The sequence below is a fragment of the Bradyrhizobium sp. Arg816 genome (assembly GCF_029989365.1).
Taxonomy (GTDB): Bacteria; Pseudomonadota; Alphaproteobacteria; order Rhizobiales; family Xanthobacteraceae; genus Bradyrhizobium.
On sequence record NZ_JAPRAQ010000009.1, the window covers coordinates 81,581 to 103,004 of the forward strand.

At 65.3% G+C, this 21,424-nt stretch carries 14 protein-coding genes; 4 read left to right on the forward strand and 10 right to left on the reverse strand.

Features of this window, described 5'->3' with window-relative positions:
- Window positions 1-72: 72 nt before the first annotated feature.
- Window positions 73-3,522, reverse strand: coding sequence for an indolepyruvate ferredoxin oxidoreductase family protein (locus tag OWC48_RS22455; protein ID WP_282521909.1), 3,450 nt, complete (start codon window positions 3,520-3,522; stop codon window positions 73-75).
- A gap of 151 nt (window positions 3,523-3,673) precedes the next feature.
- Here OWC48_RS22455 and OWC48_RS22460 point away from each other — a divergent pair, with 151 nt between their 5' ends.
- A complete protein-coding gene (locus OWC48_RS22460; protein ID WP_282521910.1) occupies window positions 3,674-4,129 on the forward strand; it encodes an Lrp/AsnC family transcriptional regulator in 456 nt (151 codons plus the stop codon).
- Window positions 4,130-4,251: 122 nt separating this feature from the next.
- On the opposite strand, the gene OWC48_RS22465 is transcribed toward OWC48_RS22460, so the two are convergent.
- Genes OWC48_RS22465 through OWC48_RS22475 form a run of 3 tightly spaced genes read right to left on the reverse strand, consistent with a single transcriptional unit; the run spans window position 4,252 to window position 7,492 of the window.
- Window positions 4,252-5,037 (reverse strand): fumarylacetoacetate hydrolase family protein, encoded by a 786-nt coding sequence (locus OWC48_RS22465; RefSeq protein WP_282521911.1) that lies wholly within the window; start codon window positions 5,035-5,037, stop codon window positions 4,252-4,254.
- 15 nt (window positions 5,038-5,052) lie between these two features.
- Window positions 5,053-6,420, reverse strand: coding sequence for an LLM class flavin-dependent oxidoreductase (locus OWC48_RS22470; protein ID WP_282521912.1), 1,368 nt, complete (start codon window positions 6,418-6,420; stop codon window positions 5,053-5,055).
- Window positions 6,421-6,439: 19 nt separating this feature from the next.
- Entirely contained in the window at window positions 6,440-7,492 is a 1,053-nt protein-coding gene (locus OWC48_RS22475) for an Ldh family oxidoreductase (protein ID WP_282521913.1), read from the reverse strand.
- A gap of 295 nt (window positions 7,493-7,787) precedes the next feature.
- Between OWC48_RS22475 and OWC48_RS22480 the strand changes: the two genes are divergently transcribed.
- Window positions 7,788-11,852: an EAL domain-containing protein gene (locus tag OWC48_RS22480; RefSeq protein ID WP_282521914.1), complete on the forward strand. Its 4,065-nt coding sequence runs from the start codon at window positions 7,788-7,790 to the stop codon at window positions 11,850-11,852.
- Here OWC48_RS22480 and OWC48_RS22485 read toward each other — a convergent pair.
- The 5 genes from OWC48_RS22485 to OWC48_RS22505 form a co-directional block, all read right to left on the reverse strand.
- The gene (locus OWC48_RS22485; protein WP_282521915.1) at window positions 11,826-12,167 is read right to left on the reverse strand and encodes a hypothetical protein; all 342 of its coding nucleotides are present in this window, start codon (window positions 12,165-12,167) and stop codon (window positions 11,826-11,828) included. The genes OWC48_RS22480 and OWC48_RS22485 overlap by 27 nt on opposite strands.
- A 222-nt stretch (window positions 12,168-12,389) precedes the next feature.
- On the reverse strand, window positions 12,390-13,382 hold the full coding sequence (galE, locus tag OWC48_RS22490) for a UDP-glucose 4-epimerase GalE (protein WP_282521916.1): 993 nt from the start codon (window positions 13,380-13,382) through the stop codon (window positions 12,390-12,392).
- Between the two features lie 19 nt (window positions 13,383-13,401).
- Window positions 13,402-14,208, reverse strand: coding sequence for a WecB/TagA/CpsF family glycosyltransferase (locus OWC48_RS22495; RefSeq protein WP_282521917.1), 807 nt, complete (start codon window positions 14,206-14,208; stop codon window positions 13,402-13,404).
- Window positions 14,201-16,579: an exopolysaccharide transport family protein gene (locus OWC48_RS22500; RefSeq protein WP_282521918.1), complete on the reverse strand. Its 2,379-nt coding sequence runs from the start codon at window positions 16,577-16,579 to the stop codon at window positions 14,201-14,203. Before OWC48_RS22500 ends, OWC48_RS22495 begins: the two co-directional genes overlap by 8 nt.
- A gap of 282 nt (window positions 16,580-16,861) precedes the next feature.
- The gene (locus OWC48_RS22505; RefSeq protein WP_282521919.1) at window positions 16,862-17,662 is read right to left on the reverse strand and encodes a class I SAM-dependent methyltransferase; all 801 of its coding nucleotides are present in this window, start codon (window positions 17,660-17,662) and stop codon (window positions 16,862-16,864) included.
- A gap of 396 nt (window positions 17,663-18,058) precedes the next feature.
- Between OWC48_RS22505 and OWC48_RS22510 the strand changes: the two genes are divergently transcribed.
- Entirely contained in the window at window positions 18,059-19,087 is a 1,029-nt protein-coding gene (locus OWC48_RS22510) for a glycosyltransferase family 2 protein (protein ID WP_282521920.1), read from the forward strand.
- 6 nt (window positions 19,088-19,093) lie between these two features.
- On the opposite strand, the gene OWC48_RS22515 is transcribed toward OWC48_RS22510, so the two are convergent.
- Window positions 19,094-20,080 (reverse strand): glycosyltransferase, encoded by a 987-nt coding sequence (locus OWC48_RS22515; RefSeq protein ID WP_282522119.1) that lies wholly within the window; start codon window positions 20,078-20,080, stop codon window positions 19,094-19,096.
- Window positions 20,081-20,328: 248 nt separating this feature from the next.
- Here OWC48_RS22515 and OWC48_RS22520 point away from each other — a divergent pair, with 248 nt between their 5' ends.
- Window positions 20,329-21,396 (forward strand): glycosyltransferase family 1 protein, encoded by a 1,068-nt coding sequence (locus OWC48_RS22520; RefSeq protein WP_282521921.1) that lies wholly within the window; start codon window positions 20,329-20,331, stop codon window positions 21,394-21,396.
- The last annotated feature ends 28 nt before the right edge of the window (window positions 21,397-21,424 follow it).

A 21,424-nucleotide genomic window follows, 5' to 3' on the forward strand; every position in this document is an offset into this window, starting at 1 on the left:
CGTCATCCGATTGCAGGGGCGCCAACAGGGCGCCACCTAAAGTCCGGAGGCTGAGGCCTCACTGGTGCCGCGTCAACCGCGGGCGTGCATCTTTTGCGTTACCGATGTCGTCAAATTCGTGAGCAGTCGCTCGACCTCGGGCTTCACCTTGGCGATCGCGGTGTCCTTTACTGGTCCGTAGCCGCGGATCTCCATCGGCGCTTTTGCGACGGCAACGAGGTCGGGCAGATGTGCAGCCTCGAGCTGGCCGAGCATGCGTTCGATCAGGCCTTCATACCAGGCGATCAATTCGCGTTCAGTGCGCCGCTCATTCGTGTAGCCGAACGGATCGAACGGTGTTCCGCGCAATCCCTTCAACCGCGCCAGCATCGCGAGCGGCATCTGGATCCACTGGCCGAAAGCGCGCTTGCGCGGACGGCCGCGTGCGTCAGGTTTCGACGGCAGGAACGGCGGCGCGAGGTGATATTGGACGCGAAAACCGTCCTCGAACTCGCGCTTCAGCTCGCCGAGGAAACCGCTCTGCATCTGCAGACGCGCCACCTCGTATTCGTCCTTGTAGGCCATCAACTTGAACAGGGCGCGCGCGACCGCCTCGGTCAGCACCTCACTGCTTAGAGCGGCTTCGGCGCTGCGGACCTTTGCGATGGTCGCCCGATAGCGCATCGCATAGGCGGCGTCCTGATAGGTGGTGAGGAAATCGGCGCGGCGATCGATGATCTGATCGAGAGTCTCGGCTTCGGGCGCCTCGTCCGTCTTCGGCAAAAACTCGGGATCGGCCGCGGCGATCCGGCCCCAGGCAAGGGCCTGCTTGTTGCGTTCGACCGCGACCCCGTTGAGCTCGATCGCGCGCAGCAGCGCCGGCAGCGCGACCGGAATCAGGCCGCGCTGCCAGGCAAAGCCGAGCATGATGATGTTGGCATAGACTGCATCGCCGAGCAGCCGTTCGGCGAGCGCGTTGGCATTGATGGTGTCGAGATTGTCGTTGCCAATGACTTGTCGGATCGCGCGCAGGCGGGCGGGCGAGGCGAGATCGGCGTCGCGGAAGCGGACGACGTCGCCGGTCGGCATCTCCGCGGTGTTGACCGCGGCGCGCATGCCCCGGCGATAGGTGCCGGACGCCTTAGGCGAGGAACTGACGACGAGGTCGCAGCCGATCAGCGCGTCGGCCGCGCCCTGGTCGATGCGGACCTGATGCAGCTCGTCCGGACTTGGTGCAAGGCGGATGAAGCTCAGCACGGGACCAAATTTCTGTGCAAAGCCGGTGAAATCCAGCACGGAGACGCCACGCCACTCCAGATGCGCGGCCATGCCGATCAGGGCGCCGACCGTGATCACGCCGGTGCCGCCGACGCCTGTTACCAGCAGGTCGTAGGGACGGTCGAGCGTGGCGGGAGCAGGCAGGGGAAGCGTAGCCGCGCGGCCGAGCGCATCGATTTGGCTTGCGCTCTTCTTCCGGCGGATCGCGCCTTCGACGGTCACGAAACTGGGACAGAAGCCGTTGAGGCAGGAAAAATCCTTGTTGCAGGTCGAGAGATTGATCTGGCGCTTGCGGCCGAACGGCGTCTCCTTCGGCTCGACGCTGAGGCAGTTGGACTCGACCGAGCAGTCGCCGCAGCCTTCGCAGACGAGATCGTTGATATAGGCGAAGCGCCTGGGATCGGCGGTCTGCCCGCGCTTGCGCCGGCGCCGTTTCTCGGTGGCGCAGGTCTGCTGATAGATCAGCACCGAGACGCCTGATACCTCGCGCAGCTCGCGCTGCACGGCGTCCATCTCCTCGCGCGGATGGATCGTCACGCCGATCGGCAGGTCTGCCGGCAAGAACTGCGCGGGATCATCCGACACCAGCGCGATGCGCCCGACGCCTTCGGCGCGAACGCTATGGGCGATGGCATGCACGCTGATGGGACCGTCGACCGGCTGGCCGCCGGTCATCGCCACCGCATCGTTGAACAGGATCTTGTAGGTGATGTTGGCCCTAGCGGCGATCGCCTGCCGGATCGCCATCGAGCCGGAGTGGTAGTAGGTGCCTTCGCCGAGATTCTGGAACACGTGCTTGTGGCCGGTGAAGCGTGACGACGCCGCCCAGTTGACTCCTTCGCCGCCCATCTGGATCAGCGAGGAGGTCTCGCGGTCCATCCAGCTCGCCATGAAATGGCAGCCGATGCCGGCCAGCGCCTTGGAGCCTTCCGGCACCTTCGTCGACGTGTTGTGCGGACATCCGGAGCAGAAATACGGCGTGCGCGTCGCACCACTGACGTTGATCGTGCGTGCGGCTTCAGGCATCAGCGCGACTGCGCGTGCGGCGAGATTGAGGCCTGGTAACATCGGATCGAGCCGGCGTGCGAGCACTCCAGCGAGCGCACGCGGCGACAATTCGCCGATCCAGGAGATTAGCCGCGCCCCTCGCTCGTCGTGCTTGCCGACCATGCGCTCGGGCTTTGAGCCTGGATAGTCGTAAAAATATTCCTTGAACTGGCTCTCGATGATGCCGCGCTTTTCCTCGACTACGAGGATCTCGCGCTTGCCCTTCACGAAGTCCATCGCGTCATGCAGCGCCAGCGGCCAGACCATGCCGACCTTGTAGACGTCGATCCCGATCTTGCGGCAAGCCGCTTCATCGAGGCCCATCAGCCGCAGGGCCTCCATCAAGTCGAGATGCGCCTTGCCCGTCGTGACGATGCCGTAAGTGGCGTTGGGAATATCGTAGATGTGGCGGTCGATCGGATTGGCTTTTGCAAAGGCGTAAACCGCGTGCTTCTTCGCCTCCAGCCGCTCCTCGATCTGGGGGCCCGGCAGGTCGGGCCAGCGATAGTGCAGGCCACCCGGTGGCGGCGCGAAATCGGGCGTGTTGAAGATGCGTGGCGGGCGCAGCGCGACGGATGCGCCTGACTCCACGATTTCCGAGATCGCCTTGAAGCCGACCCACATGCCGGAGAAGCGGCTCAGCGCGTAGCCATATTCGCCGAACTCCAGATATTCGCTGACGCTTGCCGGGTGCAGCGTCGGCATGAACCAGCTCATGAAGGCGACATCGGACTGGTGCGGCATCGAGGAGGAGACGCAGCCATGGTCGTCGCCGGCAACGACCAGCACGCCGCCACGCGGCGAGGAACCGTATGCATTGCCGTGCTTGAGGGCGTCGCCGGAGCGATCGACGCCTGGGCCCTTGCCGTACCAGAGCCCGAATACGCCATCGACTTCGCGATCTGCCTGCGTTTCGACCTGCTGCGAGCCGAGCACCGCGGTTGCCGCGAGGTCCTCGTTCACCGCGGGGAGAAATTCGATGCGATCCCGCTTCAGCCGCTCCTGGATGCGCCAGAGCTCGAGATCGACGCCGCCGAGCGGCGAGCCGCGATAGCCGGAGATGAAGCCGGCGGTGTTCAGCCCGGCGGCGCGGTCGCGCCGCGCCTGGTCGAGCGCGATGCGGACGATGGCCTGCGTGCCCGTGAGGAAGACGCGGCCCTCTTCGCGGTCGTAGCGGTCTGAGAGCTCGTAGCTGTCGAGTGATGGAACGGCGTCCATGGCGGACCTCGTGCGGCATCCTGCCGAATGAAGAAAGGGTATGCCGGGGAGGCTGGTAGGTCTTGCCTATTCACCCTGTCTTGATCGATAATCCGGTAAAATTTTGCGGAAGATGGCAAAATTCGGTAGAATTTACCGGATTGGGGACTCCATGATCGAAGAGCAGGACGCGCGGATTCTCGCCCATCTCCAGAAGGACGGCCGCGCCACCAACCAGCAGCTCGCCGACGAGGTCGGCATGTCCACCTCGGCGTGCTGGCGCCGGGTGCGTGCGCTGGAGGAGGCCGGCGTCATCCAGGGCTATGCCGCGCTGGTCGCGCGCGAGCAGGCGGGCTTTGCGATGTCGGCCATCCTGCATGTCTCGCTGGAGCGGCACGATGCCAAATTCGTCGACGAGTTCGTCGCGCGGGTGACCACGCGGCGCGAAGTGCTGGAGTGTTTCGCGACCACGGGCGACGCCGACTATCATTTGCGCGTCGTCGTGCAGGACATGGCGGCCTACAACAGGTTCCTCGACGAGTTCATGTTCCGCATTCCCGGCATCCGCTACGTCCGCAGCAACGTGGTGCTGAAGGAGATCAAGACGAGCGTGGCGCTGCCGTTTTGAGACGCGGGAAGTGCCGTGGTGCCGTAGGGTGGGCAGAAGCGCGCTTGCGCCGTGCCCACCATCTCGCCTCCATTACGAATGCGGTGGGCACGCTTCGCTTTGCCCACCCTACGGCACCTCTACTACCGCTGCTCCCGCACAAACCTGTTCCGCAACGTCCCCACGCCGGTGATGTCGATCTCCACCACGTCGCCGTGCCCGATGTCAGGCGAGGCGCCGTCCGTGCCCATCCAGATCACATCGCCGGGCCACAGCGTGAAGTACTTCGTCAGCTCGACCAGGAACGGCACCACACCGAAGATCATGTCGTTGGTGTAGAAGCGGTTGGTCTCCTTGCCGTTGACCCGGACGACGGTTTCCATTTTCGCCAGATTGGCCTCGGTTTCGATCCACGGGCCCATCGGCTTGAACGTGTCGGAGTTCTTCGAGCGCCACAGGCTGCGGTCGGCCTTCTGCCAGCTACGTTCGCTGACGTCGTTGCCGATGGTGTAGCCGAACACGCAATCCATCGCATTTTGCCTGGTGAGATGCTTCACCTTCTTGCCGATCACGACGACGAGCTCGCCTTCATAGTGGATCTTGTCCGTCGCAAAGGACGGGATCACGACGTCCTCGTCATGCGCGATCAGCGCGTTCTGGGCGCGGTAGCCGATCTCGGGTCTATCAGGGACGGCCGGCACCTCACCGCGCTTGTCGGCGGCTTCCTTCAGGTGCTTCAGATAGTTCAAGCCGACGCAATAGAACGTGCGCGGGATCAGCGGCAGCTCGATCCGAACCTGCGCCAGCGGATGCGTGCGCGAGGTGCGCTGCCATTCGCCAAAGGGATCGCCGTCGACCGCGATCACCTGGTCGCCCTCGACAATTCCCCAGGAGGTCTTGTCCGAGGCAGTGAATTTCAGCCAGCGCATGCTCTGTCCTCGTTGTTATTCCGCGGCATCGCGCGGCTGCACCTTCCAGGCGCCGGCCGCGGGCCGCTGCAGCCCGAGATTTTCGCGGAGTGTCTTGCCCCGATACTCCTTCTGGAACAAGCCGCGCCGTTGTAGCTCCGGCACGACGTGTTGCACGAAGTCCGCATAGGAGCCGGGCACATAGGTCGCGGCGATGACGAACCCGTCGCAGCCACGCTCGACGAACATCTCTTCCAGCCTGTCCGCGATCTCCTTGGGACCGCCGACCATGGCGTCGTGCACCTGGCCGCGGCCGGAGAAGGTGACGAAGTCGCGCGCGCTTGGATTGCTCTTGCCGGAATTCTTCAGCACGCCGTCGCGGATGCCCAGAATGCCCTGCATGCTCTTCAGCTCGTCCGTCGTCAACGGCTCGTCGAGGTCCTTGGAGGCGAAATCGTAGTTGAGCGCTTCAGCCAGCAGCGACAGCGCGTCGATCTCGAGCGGCAGCTTGTTGATCAGCGCCATCCTGTCCTCGGCCTCGGCCTTGGTCGCGGCGCAGACCGGCGTCGTCAAATTGCAAAGGCGCATCTGATCGGGATCGCGGCCAGCCTTGGCTGCCTCGTTTCGAACGGCGGCATAACCTTCCTTGGCACCGGCGAGATTGCGCGCGGCCGTGAAGATCACCTCGCCCCAATGGCCGGCAAAGCGCTGGCCGCGGCCGGATGCGCCGGCCTGGATGATGACGGGATGGCCCTGATCCGAGCGCGGCACGGTGAAGGGACCACGGGACTTGAAGGCCGCTCCCTTGTGATCGAGCCGCTTCACCTTGGCCGGATCGGCAAAGCGGCCGCTTGTCTTGTCCATGATGAGCGCGCTGTCTTCCCAGGTGTCCCAATGCCCGAGCACGACCTCCATGAATTCGTCGGCGCGGTCGTAGCGCGAATCATGTTCGGGATGGGAATCGCGGCCCATGTTGAGCGCCTCGCCGTCATTGAGCGAGGTCACAACGTTCCAGCCCGCGCGCCCCCCGGACATCAAATCGAGGGTTGCGAAGCGGCGCGCAACGTCGAACGGCTCGTAATAGGTGGTCGAGCAAGTGGCGCCGAGGCCGAGCTTGTCGGTGACCAGCCCCATCGTGGTCAGCACGATCAGCGGATCCATCTTCACGCAGCGGATGCCGTATTCGACGGTATGGGCATGATCGTTGCCGTAACGATCGGGCATCGCCAGCCGATCGTCGAAGAACGCCATGTGGAACTTGCCGGCTTCGAGGATCTTGGCGATCTCTTGATAATAGTCCGCCGACATCGAATCGTCGCGCGAGTCCGGATGCCGCCACGAGCTCGGCAAATTCGTGCAGTTCTGCGCCTGGAGGAAGCCGACCAGTACCATCTGCCGCGTCATGCTATTCTCCCAAATTCCATCACGCCAGATCGAGGACCGTGTCGAGCCGGTACTCCCCCGCCAGCGCGCGCAGTTTTTCCCAGGTCGCATCCTCGATCTCGATGCCGTCGCGCAGGCGTTGCTGCGCGCGCAATCCCTCGATCTCGCCGGGATAGTACACGCCCTTGCTGCCTTCGGAGGGTGGCGTCGATTTCAGATAGCGCGCGAATTCGGCGACCTCGCGCTTGAAATCCTTCAGCGGACGGAACGCGGCGACGTTGAACACCGCCATGAAGCATCCGTCATTGTGACGTCCGGTCGGTTCGACGCCGAAGCCGAGGCCGGTCAGCAGGCCGCAAAGCACCTCGACCATCGCGGCGAGACCGCTGCCCTTGTAGCCCTCGGTGCCGCCGAGCGGCAGCAGCGCGCCGCCCTTGCGATATTGCGTGGGGTCGGTGGTGTGCCGTCCCTCGGCATCGATGATCCACCCGGTCGGAATCTCCTCGCCGCGGGCGACCGCGAGCTGGATCTTGCCGGCCGCAACCGCCGAGGTCGCCATGTCGAGATAGAACGGCGCATCCAGATCGGACGGCACCGCGATCGAGATCGGGTTGGTGCCAAGCCGCGCCTCCTTGCCGCCGAACGGCGCCACGTGCTTTGGCGAGCGGCCGGAATCCGCCGTCGCAATCCCGATCATGCCTTCGCGCATCGCCATCAACGGATAGGCGGCGAGGCGGCCGACATGGCTTTGCCGGAACACGGTGCAGGCGGCGACGTTCGCCGTCTTCGCCTTCTCGATCGTCAGCGCCATCGCCTTGGCGTTGACATGGAAGCCGAACCCCCATTGGCCGTCGATCACGGTCGTGGTCGGGGATTCCTGGACGATGGTCCATTTGGCGCCGGGCACGATATGGCCGGCCTTGATGCGGTCGATGTAGGTCGGAACCGCGATCACGCCATGAGAGTCGTGGCCGGCGAGGTTGGCGTTGACGCAGCCTGTGGCCACCGCATCGGCCTCCTCCTCGGAAGCTCCGGCTGCCCGGAGCAGCGCGGCGCTGATGAGCGTGAGGCGGTCTGCCTTGACGATGGGCATGGTGTTCCCTCGGCATTGTGCCCTTAACGGGCTGCTTGTTGGGAGCCATCGTCTCAAAGCGTGGGAGCGATATCAATCTCCCGTAAACCAATACAGGGCTGCAAATTCGTAAAGAGAGCGCGCTTTTGGTCGAAGAGTCCTCCCGTGTGGCGGCATTCCCGACAGTTTGGCGCCGGCCGTTCGCAGCTCGTTCACTTTGATCGAGGGTTTGCAGCGCGCAATAACGACCACTTAGGCGGTCGCCGTTCATAACTCACCCGGGAGAAATAGGCAGAAATGCCCGGGAGCTGAGATCGTGCCGACGACCCTCGCGCGCACCTTTGCGGCGTTGAGCGCCATCAACGAGGCGATCCTCTACGCGAAATCGCCGGACGAGCTGTACCAGAAGGTCTGCGACGCCGGGTTTTCGAGCGGGGACTTCTTGGCCGTTGCCGTGTTTCTGGTGCGGCCGGACGGCCAGCGGCTGTGCTTTGCGGCCGGTTGCGGCGATGACGTTGCGCGGCTGCGTTCGCTTGAGATCACCACTGTCTCCGGCACACCCGAGGGAGCGGGTGTCGGCGGCGAGGCCTTTCGCAATCAGAAGCTGAGCATCAGCAACGATTACCTGAATGATCCTCGCTCGCTGGCGTGGCGCGAGGGCGCAGCCAAGGCCCACATCGGCGCGGCTGCGGCGCTGCCGCTGCTCTGCAACGGCAAGAGCGTCGGCGTGCTGTATGTGACCCGCAGCGAGGCCGGCTCGCTGAACGAGCAGATGGTCTCGCTGTTCGAGCGCATGTCGGCCAACATCTCCTATGCGCTGGACAATTTCGCGCGCGAGACCGCGCGGCAGACCAGCGAGCTCGCGACGCGGCGGCTCAACCGCATGTTCGGCGCGCTCAGCGCGACCAACGAAGCCATCCTGCGTGCGAAGACCGAGCGGGAATTGTATCAGCTCGTGTGCGACGCCTCGGTGCACGGCGGCAAGTCGCTGGCGACCTTCGTTCTGCTGAAGGAGCAGGACTCGCATTGGTTGAAGCCTGTCGCCGGCACCGGCGAGAATCTGGAGATCGTGGCGCGGACCCAATACTCCGTCGATCCCGAGAATCCCTATGGCCGCGGCATCTCCGGCGAGGTGTTTCGAACGCAGAAGCCCCATGTCGAACGCGATCTCGCGCGTCGCACCAGGGGAACGCCGTGGGAGCAGGCCTATCTCAGCACGGGTGTTGCCGCCTGCATCGCGGCTCCCCTGATCCGGAACGGCGAGAGCATCGGCGTCATCCTGTCCTTCCTCAGCCAGTCCTGGGCGAAGGACGAGGGCGTCGTCGCACTCATGCTGCGCATCGCCGAGAATGTCTGCTTCGCGATCGACAATTTCGACCGTGAGGCCGAGAAGGCGCGGATCGCCGAGGAGGAAGACCGCCTGGCGCGCATGTACGCGGCGCTGAGCGCGACCAATGAGGCGATCCTGCGCGCACGCTCGCGGGCCGAGCTCTTCGACCTCGTTTGCGAAGCGACGGCGAAAGGCGCCAAGTTCACCTCGGCCAACATCGCGCTCGTCGATCACGATGCCGAGCTGCTCCGCGTCGTCGCCTGCTACGGGCCGAACGCGGAGATGGTCCGCACCTTCAAGTTCTCCACCTCCGACCAGATGCCCGAGGGGCGCGGGCTGACTGGGACTGCCTTCCGGACGCGCCAGCCCTGCCTCAGCAACGACGTGCTGTCCGACGACCGGATCGCGCCCTGGGCGGCCAACGCTCGTCGGAACGGCATCGGATCCTCCGCGGCGCTGCCGCTGTTCAATGGCGACAGAGTCGAAGGCGTCTTCCTCTTCAACTCGCCGGAACGCGGCACGTTCACGCCCGAATTCGTCGAGCTGCTGCAACGGCTCCAGGCCAATGTCGCCTTCGCGCTCGAGAACTTCGATCGCGCGGACGAGAAGGCAAAGGCCGAGATGCAGCGCAACCGTCTTCGAGGCATGTTGGAGGCGCTGAGCGCGACCAACGAAGCGATCATGCGCGTGAAGTCCCGCGCCGAGTTGTTCGAGGCTGTGTGCGAGGCCGCCGTCCTCGGCGGCACGTTCACGTCTGCCACCATCGCCATGGTCGATCCGACGGGACGCCATCTCGATATCGCCGTCACCAAGGGCGAGTGCCGCAGTCACGTCGAGAACTGGCGTTTCGCCACGTCCGCCGATGAGCCCGAAGGACGGGGGCTCGCCGGCACTGCATTTCGCAGCAAGACACCTTGCGTCGCGAACGAACTCCTCACGGACGTTCGTGCGACGTATTGGCGTCGAATCGCACGGGATCAAGGCACGAAATCCGGTGGCTGCTTCCCGCTGCTCAAGAACGGCACCGATGCCGTCGGCATTCTGCTCGGGCGCCTTGCGGAGAACGTCTCTTTTGCGCTCGACAATTTCGACCGGGCCGAGGAGCGGTCACGGGCCGAGGCGCAGAAGGAGCGCCTGACGCGCATGTTCGCCGCGCTGAGCGCCACCAATGAAGCGATCGTGCGGGCCAAGTCGCGCACCGAGCTGTTCGAGCTGGTGTGTCAGGCCGCGTCCACCGGCGGCAAGTTCACCTCGACGACCATTGCGCTCGCCAAGGCCGACAGCGACCAGCTCGCGATCGTCGCGGCCGCCGGGCCGTCCGCCGAGACCACGAGGAACGTTCGTCTCTCCATCGACGCCGACCGACCCGAAGGGCGCGGTATGAGCGGCACCGCGTTCCGCACCCGGCAGCCCTGTGTCAGCAACGACTATGTCAACGACAGCCGTGTGAGCGCTTTCCATGCCGTCCTGCAAGGCGACGGCGCGCGCTCCGGCGCGGCGTTCCCGCTGATCACGCACGACAAGGCCGTCGGCGTCATGATCTACATGTCGACCGAGCAGGACACTTTCACCGCCGAGTTCGTCGAGCTGCTGCAGCGTCTCGCCGACAACGTCTCCTTCGCGATGGAGAATTTCGATCGCGCGGACGAGAAGAACGAGGCTGACGAGCGGATCGAATACCTCGCCTCGCATGACAGCCTGACCGACCTGCCGAACCGCGAGACCTTCAACGGGCTGTTGCGGGAGGCGATCGACGAAGCTCAACGCCACGATCACCGTTTCGCGGTGTTGTTCATCGATCTCGACCGCTTCAAGGTCATCAACGATTCGCTCGGCCATGAGGCCGGCGACTTGCTGCTGCTCGAAGTGGGGAGCCGGCTGCGCGGTGCGCTGCGGGAAACCGACGTGGTCGCACGCCTCGGCGGCGACGAGTTCGTGGTGATCCTCGACCAGTGCGGTGAGATCGACGACGTCCAGCGCATCGCGACCGGGCTGCTCGTGGCGCTCGCCGAGCCCATGGAGCTGGCCGGTCACGAATGCCACACCACGGCCTCGATCGGCATCGCGATGTATCCGGCCAACGGCTCCGACGTCCAGACGCTGACCAAGAACGCCGACATGGCGATGTATCTCGCCAAGGAAGACGGCAAGAACGGCTATCGCTTTTTCTCCAATGAGGTGAAGACGCAGTCGATCGAGCGGCTGTCGCTCGAGAGCGCGCTGCGCCGTGGGCTGGAACGCGAGCAGTTCTCGCTGAACTACCAGCCCAAGGTGGACATGGAGACCGGCCAGATCACCGGCGTGGAAGCGCTGCTGCGCTGGACGCACCCGGATCTCGGCAGCATCTCGCCGGCGCAGTTCATTCCGCTCGCGGAAGAGACCGGGCTGATCGTGCCGATCGGCCGCTGGGTGGTCAAAGAGGCCTGCGCGCAGGCCATGGCCTGGCAGCGCCGTGGCCTGTTGCCGGTGTCGATGGCGGTCAACCTGTCGCCGCGGCAGTTTGTCGACGAACATTTGTTGCAGGACGTCGACGAGGCGCTGGCGGCCTCCGGCATGTCGCCGGTGCTGCTCCAGCTCGAGGTCACCGAGAGCATGATGATGCGCAATGTCGGTCGCGCGCTGAAGGTGCTCGACGCCATCCAGAGCCGCGGCATCCGCCTCGCCATCGACGATTTCGGCACCGGCTATTCGTCGATGTCGCTGATGAAGCATTTTCCGATCGACACCATCAAGATCGATCGCTCCTTCGTGCGCGACCTGCCGCAGGATTCGGAGGACCAGGCGATCGCGCAGGCGATCATCAGCATGGGCAAGGCGCTCGGCATGACCGTGGTCGCCGAAGGCGTCGAGAACGCCGAGCAGGAGGCGTTCCTGCGCACCCATGGCTGCGACGAGATGCAGGGCTTCCTCATCTCCAGGCCGGTGCCGGCGCGGCAGATGGCCGAGCTGCTGCGGCCGATGGAGCTGCCTGTCGCACCGCCGCTTCAGCCGGAGCCGGACCTCGCTGCGACCGAGGCCGCGGCGTTACGGTTGAAACGCGCTGTCATCTGACGGCCGCGGGTGCAGCTCGCGGACCTCGTCTTGCTTGATTTCTGGTTTGCGCGGAAAATCATCGGGCCAGGGCTGCGAGGTTTGCTCTGCGAACAGCTCCAGGAGGGCATGCGCACCTTCGGCAAAGCTTGAGCCGTCGCCGAGGCCCAGCTCACGACACCACACCTGTCGCATCGGCTCGTGCGCGTCGACCACCGCCATCGCCGGTCCCCACCACCAGGCGGGTGCGGGCGAGCGTTCGTCCTCCGGCACGGCGTGCCATAGGACGAGTTCGTCCATCACGCGCTCGAATTGCAGGCTTGCGGCCTGATGCATTCGCTCCGTGCTCCCTGGGCCGTGCCTGAAAGCAGGCCGATGCCCGGACTCGATCGTGGCCTTCGCTGTGAAGAACAGGCTCGCGCTATTGGCGGAGCCTCACATGCCGCTTCCATTGGCGGCCATAAGAGCAACATGCGGCGGTCGGGACATGCGCCGCCGCCGGCTGTGATCTCTCTTTAGCCGCTCAGGGGCCCGACCGGCAAGTCGCAATACGGGCGTCTAGCGCGTCCTGAGCGGGTGCGCTGTCTGGTGCCAGGCCCAGGCAGTCCGGATCACCGTCTTTAGATCGGAATGGCGCGGTACGAAGTTCAGCACTTTTCGCGCGGCGGAGGCATCGGCGACCAGATAGGTGGGATCGCCGGCGCGACGCGGCTTCATGGTGTGCGGCACCTCGCGCCCGGTCTCCTGCCTGATGGCGTTCAGGATCTCGCGGACCGAAAAGCCGGAGCCGGTGCCCAGATTGAAGCTGCCGCCGGCGTGTCCCGTTTCCAGGAGCTTCAGTGCTGCGACATGCGCCGCAGCGAGGTCGGTGACGTGGATGTAGTCGCGGATCGCGGTGCCGTCCGGCGTGTCGTAATCGTCGCCGAACACGGCGAAGTCGACATGGCCCTGGAGCGCCATCATGGCGCGCGGAATGAGATGCGTTTCGTTGTCACGCAACTCGCCGATGCCGCCGGCCGGGTCGGCGCCGCTGGCGTTGAAGTAGCGCAGGCAGAACGCGCCGAAGCCATAGGCTGCGCGATAATCGGCGAGCATGCGCTCGATCATCCATTTCGACGCGCCATAGGGATTGATCGGTGCGCAGGGGAAGTCCTCCGGCAGCTCCTTGGAATCGGCGTTGCCGTAGACGGCGCCGGTCGAGGAGAACACGATGCGCTGGCAGCCTGCGTTGCGCATCGCCTGCAGCAGCGACAGCGTGCCCTGGACGTTGTTGATGTAGTATTTTTGCGGGTCGGTCATGGACTCGCCGACGAGGCTTGCCGCCGCGAAATGCATCACCGCCGTGAATTTGTGGTCGGCGAAGGCGCGCGCCAGCGCGGCGCCGTCGAGCAGGTCGCCCGTCACCAGCGGGCCGGCGACGAAGCTGCGATGGCCTGTCGAGAGATTGTCATAAACGACGGGCTGATAGCCGGCGGCAGACAGTGCGCGGCAGGCATGCGAGCCAATATAGCCCGCGCCTCCTGTGACGAGGACGGTCGGTCGGTCGATCATGTCGTCTTCTACTCTTCTCTCAGCGATTGGAAGGCCGTTTGCGGCTGAAGAGAAGATAGAGCGCGCGAGGGTTGGTGGTCAAATAGCGCCAGAGCAGGCGGCGCGGCTCGAGCCATGTGCGCCAGGCCCATTCGAGGCCGATCTTCTGCATCCATTGCGGCGCGCGGGACCGGCTGCCCGATAAAAAGTTGAACAAGCCGCCGGATGTCTTGATAACGCCAACATTGGTCAGCAGTGGCGTGTATTCCTCGACGAATGCCTGCTCATTGGGCACGCCGAGCGCGACCCAGAGATAATCCGGGGCAAGCGCGTTGATCTCCTCGACTTTCGCGCGCAGGGCGTCGCCGCGGAAATATCCGTGGCTGTGCCCCACGATCTTGAGGTTCGGATACAGCCGCTGGACATTCGCGACCGCCGCGGCGTTCTCTTCCTCGCTGGCGCCGAACATGTAGAAGGTGCGGCCGACGGCCTCGGCCTTGCGCGCGACCACGTGGAACAAATCGGTGGTCGCGACGCGCTCCGGCAGCGGAAACCAGGATTGCAGCTTTGACGCCGCCACCAGCGGCTGGCCGTCGGCATTGATCAAATCGGCGGCGCGGAACAGGCGCTCGGTCTGCGGCTCGGTCGAGCAGCGCGCCAGCACCTCGCCATTGGCCGAGGTCAGGTACAGCGGACGGCCGATGCGATGTCTGGGATCGGTTGCCTCGATCATGAAATCGGCGGTGGCTTCCAGGTCGAGCGCGGCCATGCGAAGGCCGCCGACGGTGGTCCGCGGCACGTCGGCGGTTGCGGCCCGGCCGTCCAGATTGACGCGGCGCTCAAGCATATTGTCTGCCTCGCTGGCGCGCTTGAGTTGCGGGGGTGAGCTCGTCGAGCACAACGCCGACGAGCTTGCGCTCGGCGCGGCCGAGCGTGTTCAGGATTTCTTCCAGGCCGTCGTTGATGTCGAGGCTGGTCGGCAGCACCGCTACCAGCGCGTCGGTGTCGTCGAGCAGCTTGCGGGTGGCTGCACCAAGCGGCGTCACGGGGCCGTCGAGGATCACGAGATCGTAGCCGCCGGCGGCGCGAGCCTGCTCGATGGCCTTGCGCATGGCCTCAGTCGCCTTGCCGGCATCGCCGGCGGCGGCCGGCAGCACCGAGATGCCGTTGACCGTCTTGATCTCGCGCGAGGCCTTGCTGCCGATCGAGAGCCAGCCGAGCCGGCTCGGCTCGCTCTTGCCGGGGCGGCTCACCTTGTTCGAGAGCGAGTGTGCCTGATGGTCGGCATCGATCATCAGTACGCGGGCGCCGTCGCGCGCGGCCGCGAGTGCGAAATTCAGCGCGGTCACGCTGCGCCCGGTGGTCTCGCCGGCGCCGACGAGCGCGATGACCGGCATGGCCTTGCCGACGGCGCGCCGGGCCACAGCGATGCGCATGTCGCGCCAGGCGTTGAGCAGCGTCGTCAGCGGAAAGCCGGGGCGCAGCGTCGGCCAGCCCAGCCGGGTCAGATCGACGCCACCGCCGGTGGCGAGGATGGCGCCGAGCGTGTGAATGACGTCGGCCTCCTGGAGGCGCGCGATCAGCGGCTTTCCGATCAGCGTGTTTTCGTCCATCTCAGGCTGCAGCGATGGCGCGGCCAGCTCCGGTAGTGATTGCGCAACCTCCGGAGCTCGCGGAGCCGGCTGCGGCTGGGCTACGTCCGGTGTCTGCGACACCTCCGGCGCTCGCGGAGCCCGCGGTGCCGGCGTGCGCTCACGACGGGCTGGTGTGGGCGCCGCCGGCGCGGTCGCGCCAGTGGACAGCAGCTCGGCCGCGACGAACCAGCTTGCAGCAGCGAGCGCGCCGAAGACGAAGCCGATCATGGCAAACATGCTCATCGCCGGCGGGAACGAGCGCCGCTGCGGCACGGTGGCTTCGCCGATGACGCGGGCCGCCGAGGTGTTCAGGGTCTCCTGCTCCTCGGTCTCGCGCGAACGCTTGAGGAAGGACTGATAGACGTCGCGGCTGGCATCGGCCTCGCGTTCGAGCTCGCGCAGGCGCACGGCGGCCTGGCTGAGCTGGACGCTCTGCCGCTTCTGCGCTTCCAGCGCCCGGTTGAGCGAGGCTTCAAAGTCGCGGGCGCGCGTCAGATCGTTCTTGGCGGACTGTGCGAAGCGATCGATCTCTTCGTTGATGGTGCGCTTGAGATCCTCGACCTGCTTCTCGGTCTGGCGCAGCGCCGGATGCCGCGGGCCGAGCTCGCCGGCCTGCTCCGCATATTTCTTGCGGGCATCGGCATATTGCGCGCGCAAATTCGCGATGGTCGGCGACTGCAGCGCTTCCGAATTCGCACCGGCATCGGCAGCGGTGCGCCGGCTGGCCTCGATCTGGTCGAGCCGCGCCTGTGCGTCCATCGTCGCGGCGCGGGCCGCGGAAAGCCGCTGGTTGCTGGCGGAGAGCTGCTGGTCGCTGATCAGCGCGTCCTGGGTGCCGACGAAATTGTTCTGGGCCTTGTAGGTGGCGAGCGCGGTTTCGGCACTGCGCAGCCGCTCGCGCAGCTCCTTGAGGCGGCCGGAGAGATCGTTGGTGGCGCGTCGCGCGGCCGAAGCCTGCGAGTTGCGGGATTCGGCGAGGTAGGCGCTGGTCAGCGTGTTGGCGAGCATCGCCGCCTTCGCCGGGTCGGTCGACCAGACCTCGATGTCGACGATGAAGCTCTTCTCGGTCTTGCGGACCGTGATGTGCCTATTCAGCGCATCGAGCGCCGCGAGCTGCACTTCCTTCGTCTCCGCGGCAGAGGGCGCGCGGGGCTGAAGGCCGATCAGGCCGAGCAGCGACGACATCAGGCTCCTGGCCTCACCGCCGCCGCCGAATTCCGGATCCTTGTCGAGACCAGCCTGCTGGATCACCTGGAGCAGCACGCTGTTCGAGGTAATCAGGCGCGCCTGGCTCTCCACCACCATGGCCATTCCGGAGACGTCCTGCGCGCGCGGCGTGAGCTCGCGATCGACGAGCTGAAGCTCGCGCGGATCGACATAGAGCTGGGCGGTGGCGGTGTAACGGGGTGTCACGCTCTTGCCCACGGTGACGGCAAGCGTCGCGCCAAGGAGCGCGGCAGCGGCAATCGCGATCTTCCGCCGCCAAAGCAGATTGACGAGCTCCAGCGCGTTGAAACCGGTCTGAGGCCTCTGTTGCGGGGCCTCCGGTCCGGCCCGATCTATCGGCTGGTTGTAGTCAAGCATCGTCCCCAGCTTTCATTCCAACGACCGCGGGCTGAGGGGTTACTCTTCGCTTTACGCCACGCACCCGGGATATAGGTGCCCAATCAACGCAACAGGGAAAATTAACCATACTCATTGAGGGACTATTCACCGAAATGGCAAACAAAGCGTTTAAGCGCATGCCACTCTTCGACGCGTCGCGATGACGCCGAGGTCCCCCAGGGATTAACGGTTCGTTACCGCGCGCAGCGAGGCCGCCAGGCTTCGCTCGTCCTGCGATGGACCGCGCGCGTGCCATGATGGTCAGCTCTTCCGCAGAATGACGTGGTAGTCGCCGCGGCGGACGTCGATCCCGCCCGGTAGCACGGCGTTCATCACGGCGGCGGCGGCATCGACCAGAGCGGCGAACAGCGGCTTGCGCCGGCGCATCTCGGGATAGCGCGGACTCTCGACCTCGCGGCGGTAGATCATCTCGAGGCCGTTGGCCGCGGCGAATGCTTCGAGCCGCGGCAGCGTCACCAGCGGATGGAAGAAGGTCGGGAACGGCGGCTCGCCGGGCAGGCCGGCATCCTTGATGCCGCGGATATTCCGGTAGAACCAGACATGAAACCAGTGCGGCGAGTATTTGGTGACGACGCCAGAGAGCGACCGCGGATTGGGCGCGCCGATCAGGATCATTCCGCCGGGCTTGAGCGCGTCGCGGAAATTCAGGAGCGCGGCATCAACATGAGGCAGATGCTCGATCACGTTGTAGCAGATCACCAGATCGAAGGTCTCGCGCCCGAAGCTGTAGGTCTGCACGTCGCCTAGGATTGCCTCGTCCGCGTAAGTGTTGTTGCGGACCTGGTCTTCGTCGATGTCGACGACGGTGACCTTGCTGCGGTTGAGCAGCTCCGGTGGCAGGACGCTGCACGAGCCGCCGCCGGCCTCGTAGGTGGCGAGCTGGCCCTGCGGCAGCTCGCGGCGCAGCACGTCGTGGACGGCGAGCAGGCTGTCGCGGGCTTCGCCGGGGACCAGATCGTGCAGCGCCTGGGTGCGTGCAGCGGCCGCTGGGATTTGGATCGCCGTGGCTGTCGCGAAATCGATCGAGGCTGGCTTGTTCATTTTTTCTGACCGCGCTTGTTCGACTCAAATTTACAGGAAAAATCTCGCATGCCCGAAGAGCAAATCCGATGCCGCGCCGCTTCACCGGTCGCGGTGCTTACGGTCGGGTTAATGCGGGCAGGCGTTAACTACGGCATTGTCCATGTTGGGCTGTTGTCCGCGTAATGGACTGCGAATTGCACTATCACTTATGCAGGGACTTGCAGGAGAAACGCGCAAAAGCGGTTAAGTGCATGGAGGGCGGGAGATCGGCGGCGTAGCGCCGTCGCGAGCCTCGGGCCCGCCGTTCATTTTGGGACTGATCTGTCCCGCGGAGACGTGCCGTCGCAGGACAGCGCCGATTCCTGCGTGATTGACGCAGGGCTTTTTCAATACATCTCGGACATCTAGGATGCCATGACGCTGATCCCGACAGACCTTTCCGCCAGCCGGATCTCGGATGCCGTGCGCGATCCCAACCGGGAGATCGCGGCGAGCTCCCGCGTCATTGACCTGTCGGTCGGCATCGTCGTCTGTATTCCCTGCTTCCGTCGCCCGCACCATCTGCGGCTGACACTGGACTCGCTCGTGAGCCAGCGCACGCCGCGCTCCTTCGCGGTGGTCATGGTCGAGAACGACGCGGCGGCGCGCGAAAGCGCGCCGGTTGCCGCGGAGTATCTGGCGGACGGCCGGCTCCAGGGCGTTTGCCTGGTCGAGAAGCGGCAGGGCAATTGCCAGGCGATCAACGCCGCCTTCGAGACGGCCCAGGCGCTGTTTCCCGCCGCGACCCGCTTCCTGATGATCGACGACGACGAGATCGCTTCGCCCGACTGGCTCGAGCTGATGGTTCGCACCGCGGAGGCGACCGGCGCCGACGTGGTCGGCGGGCCGGTGCTGCCGGTCTTCGACGACGACAGCAAGCCCTGGCTCGCACGCCATCCCGCCTTCTGCCCCGCCTATGATTACAGCGGCGCGGTGCCGCTGATCTATGGCTGTGGCAACTGCCTGATCACGCGTGCGGCGTTCGAGCGGTTCGATCGTCCGGCCTTCGACCTGCGCTTCAATTTCCTCGGCGGCGGCGATTGCGATTTCTTCGTGCGGTGCCGCGATGCCGGCATGATCTTCCATTGGACGGCAGAGGCGGTCATCACCGAGACCGTGCCGCAAAGCCGCACCAGCCTCGGCTGGATCGCCAAGCGCGGCCTGCGTATTGGCGCCATCAATTATCGCGTGCAGTACAAGGCCGCGCATAGTGCGGGCGCGCGGGCGCGGGTGTTCGCGCAGATGTTCGGACGGTTGCCGCTGTCGCTGGTTCGCACGGCCCGTCTGCTCGCGACATCGAAGGCCGTCGTCGCCATGCATCCCGCGCTGGTCGCGCTTGGCTCCATGCTCGCAGCGTTCGGCTTCGCACCGAAGCCTTATGAAGCGTCGAAAATCGCATCTTGACGCGGGCTAGATGCCCAAGCGGGCGAGGGCGACCCTGACCGCGGCGCGGGGCAGCGATTTGAGCGAGCGCCGGCCGACCATCCCGAGATAAGCAAAGGCGTCGCGATATCGACCGAAGCGGACCGCCTGCATCGCCGAATAGGTGACGAGATGAATCTCGGCGGCCTGGCGCAGCCCGGCCGCCGTGCCCACGGGCAGTCTCGCCAGGATCAGCCCATCGTCGAACACCCGCGTGATCGCGGGGAAGAAGTCCTTCGGCGTCCGCACCGCCGCATTCATCGTGTTGGCCGTGTGCAGGCGATAGTCGAGCAGGAGCTTTGGAGCGAACTCGAACTCGCCGATAGCGGCGAGGCGGCACCAGCAATGCCAGTCCTCGCAATATCTGAGGGACGTGTCGAAGCCGCCGATGGCGCGGAACGCCTCCGCACGTGCGAGCGCGATGCCGCCATTGACGATGAAATTGCCGGCCGCGAGCCGCGCCAGCACGTCGCCGGATGGCTTGCGGCGTCCCTTCAGCAGGCCCCGCCGCCCGATCTGCCGTCCCTCGCTGTCGATCGTGTTGTAGTCGCCGTAGACGAGAACCGCGCGCGGAGCAGCGCGGGCCGCCGCCAGCAGCGCCGCGACCGCGCCGGGGCGCAGGCGGTCGTCGGCATCGAGGAAGAGCAGCCATTCGCCGCTCGCATATCGTGCGCCGAGATTGCGCGCGGCGGATACGCCGGCGGAGTCGTTGGTCATCAGGCGCAGCCGCGGGTCGCGGATGGCGCGGACGATGGCCGCGGTGGTGTCGCTCGAGCCGTCGTCGACGACGATCACTTCGGTGATCTCGCCCTGCGCCAGTGCGCTGGCGAGGGTTTCGCCGATATAGGCTGCAACGTTCTTGGCGGGAATGACGACGGACACCGATGTGGTCGAGCTAGCCGGCAGCGGGAGACGCGGCGCCGGAACGACGCGCGAGGTAGCCGGCAAATCGAGAACATCTTCGGCGGTGATCAGAGCCACGGCTCGCCTTTAAGGGTCTGTTAACCAGGGCGCATCTGCCGATTGGCATTGCGATCAATCGCAACGTTGGCCCGTCGCGAATGATACTCGCATTACGGCCAAATCGTTGTCGCGAAGGAATGCGTGCCGCTGGTTTCGTAGATTAGCGTTAAGTCGCGGGCATTAAGCCTGTCGCAAATTTGGAAGAGTGCGACAGCCGGTCCCATGCGAGAATGCGGACCTGATTGCCGCGGATGGATCTGGTGCCCGCAAAGACGTTCGAACACGACCCCGATGCCATGGTCCTCAACCTCTTCTACGAGGACAAGGACGATCGCTGGTTTCCCGGCGACCGGCATCTGCGGCGCATGGCGCGCCGGATGCTGCTCGGCGAGCCGCGCATGAGCGGGCAGCTTCGCGTGTTCCTCAATCTCTGTGCGGGGCTTGATAGGCTCGGGATCCGCTACCGCGTCAACGACTACGGCTACATCGCGCAGCATCCCGACGAGCTTGCCTGCATCATCGGCCGCACCTTCCTGCTCGACAAGTTCACGTGGAAGAATCCGATCCTGCTCGGCGTCGCCGCCCACAATCATCCGCTCGACGATCCTGATCTGTTCAAGCGGCTGCCGGTGAAGAAGGTCGTGGTGCCCGGCCCTTGGTACGTCGACATGTACCGGCCGTACTGGCCCGACACGGAAGCCTGGCCGATCGGCATCGACACGGATCTCTGGGCGCCGTCGGCGCCGACGCAAATGACCGTCGACGTGCTGATCTACGACAAGGTCCATTGGGACCGCGAGCGCTATGCACCGGAGCTGATCGAGCCCGTCCGCGCCCGGCTTCTGAAGGAGGGCCGGTCGTTCACGGAATTGCGCTACGGCAGTTACAAGGAAGAGGACTATCAGGCCGCGCTGGCGTGTTCGCGCGCGATGATCTTCCTGTGCCAGAACGAAAGCCAGGGCATCGCCTATCAGCAGGCTCTGTCCTGCGGCGTGCCGGTGTTCGCATGGGATCCCGGCGGGCCGTGGCGGGACCCCGATTATTATCCGCACCGCGTCCAGTTCGCGCCGGTGTCGTCGGTGCCGTATTGGGACGACCGCTGCGGTGCCAAGTTCTTGGACCTCGCGGGGTTCGAGGCGGGCTGGGACAGTTTCTGGGCCGGGTGCACTGCTGATGCGTTCGATCCGCGCGGCTTCGTGCTCGACAATCTCACGCTGGAGCAGCGGGCGCTGCAATATTACGAGATCGCGCGGAGCATCGTGCGCCCGCAGGCGGCAACGCAGGCCGCGGGCCTATTGGTTGACGGATGCTTAACAAGGATGGGCTAGACCCAAAGCTTCCCCGGCTTCACCACCT

Excerpts from the sequence above, each read along its gene's own strand:
- OWC48_RS22500 (WP_282521918.1), bottom strand. The coding sequence starts at position 16,579 with ATGCTTGACTACAACCAGCCGATAGATCGGGCCGGACCGGAGGCCCCG.
- OWC48_RS22465 (WP_282521911.1), bottom strand. The coding sequence starts at position 5,037 with ATGCGCTGGCTGAAATTCACTGCCTCGGACAAGACCTCCTGGGGAATT.
- OWC48_RS22485 (WP_282521915.1), bottom strand. The coding sequence starts at position 12,167 with ATGCATCAGGCCGCAAGCCTGCAATTCGAGCGCGTGATGGACGAACTC.
- OWC48_RS22460 (WP_282521910.1), top strand. The coding sequence starts at position 3,674 with ATGATCGAAGAGCAGGACGCGCGGATTCTCGCCCATCTCCAGAAGGAC.
- galE (WP_282521916.1), bottom strand. The coding sequence starts at position 13,382 with ATGATCGACCGACCGACCGTCCTCGTCACAGGAGGCGCGGGCTATATT.
- OWC48_RS22475 (WP_282521913.1), bottom strand. The coding sequence starts at position 7,492 with ATGCCCATCGTCAAGGCAGACCGCCTCACGCTCATCAGCGCCGCGCTG.
- OWC48_RS22505 (WP_282521919.1), bottom strand. The coding sequence starts at position 17,662 with ATGAACAAGCCAGCCTCGATCGATTTCGCGACAGCCACGGCGATCCAA.
- OWC48_RS22455 (WP_282521909.1), bottom strand. The coding sequence starts at position 3,522 with ATGGACGCCGTTCCATCACTCGACAGCTACGAGCTCTCAGACCGCTAC.
- OWC48_RS22495 (WP_282521917.1), bottom strand. The coding sequence starts at position 14,208 with ATGCTTGAGCGCCGCGTCAATCTGGACGGCCGGGCCGCAACCGCCGAC.
- OWC48_RS22470 (WP_282521912.1), bottom strand. The coding sequence starts at position 6,420 with ATGACGCGGCAGATGGTACTGGTCGGCTTCCTCCAGGCGCAGAACTGC.
- OWC48_RS22510 (WP_282521920.1), top strand. The coding sequence starts at position 18,059 with ATGACGCTGATCCCGACAGACCTTTCCGCCAGCCGGATCTCGGATGCC.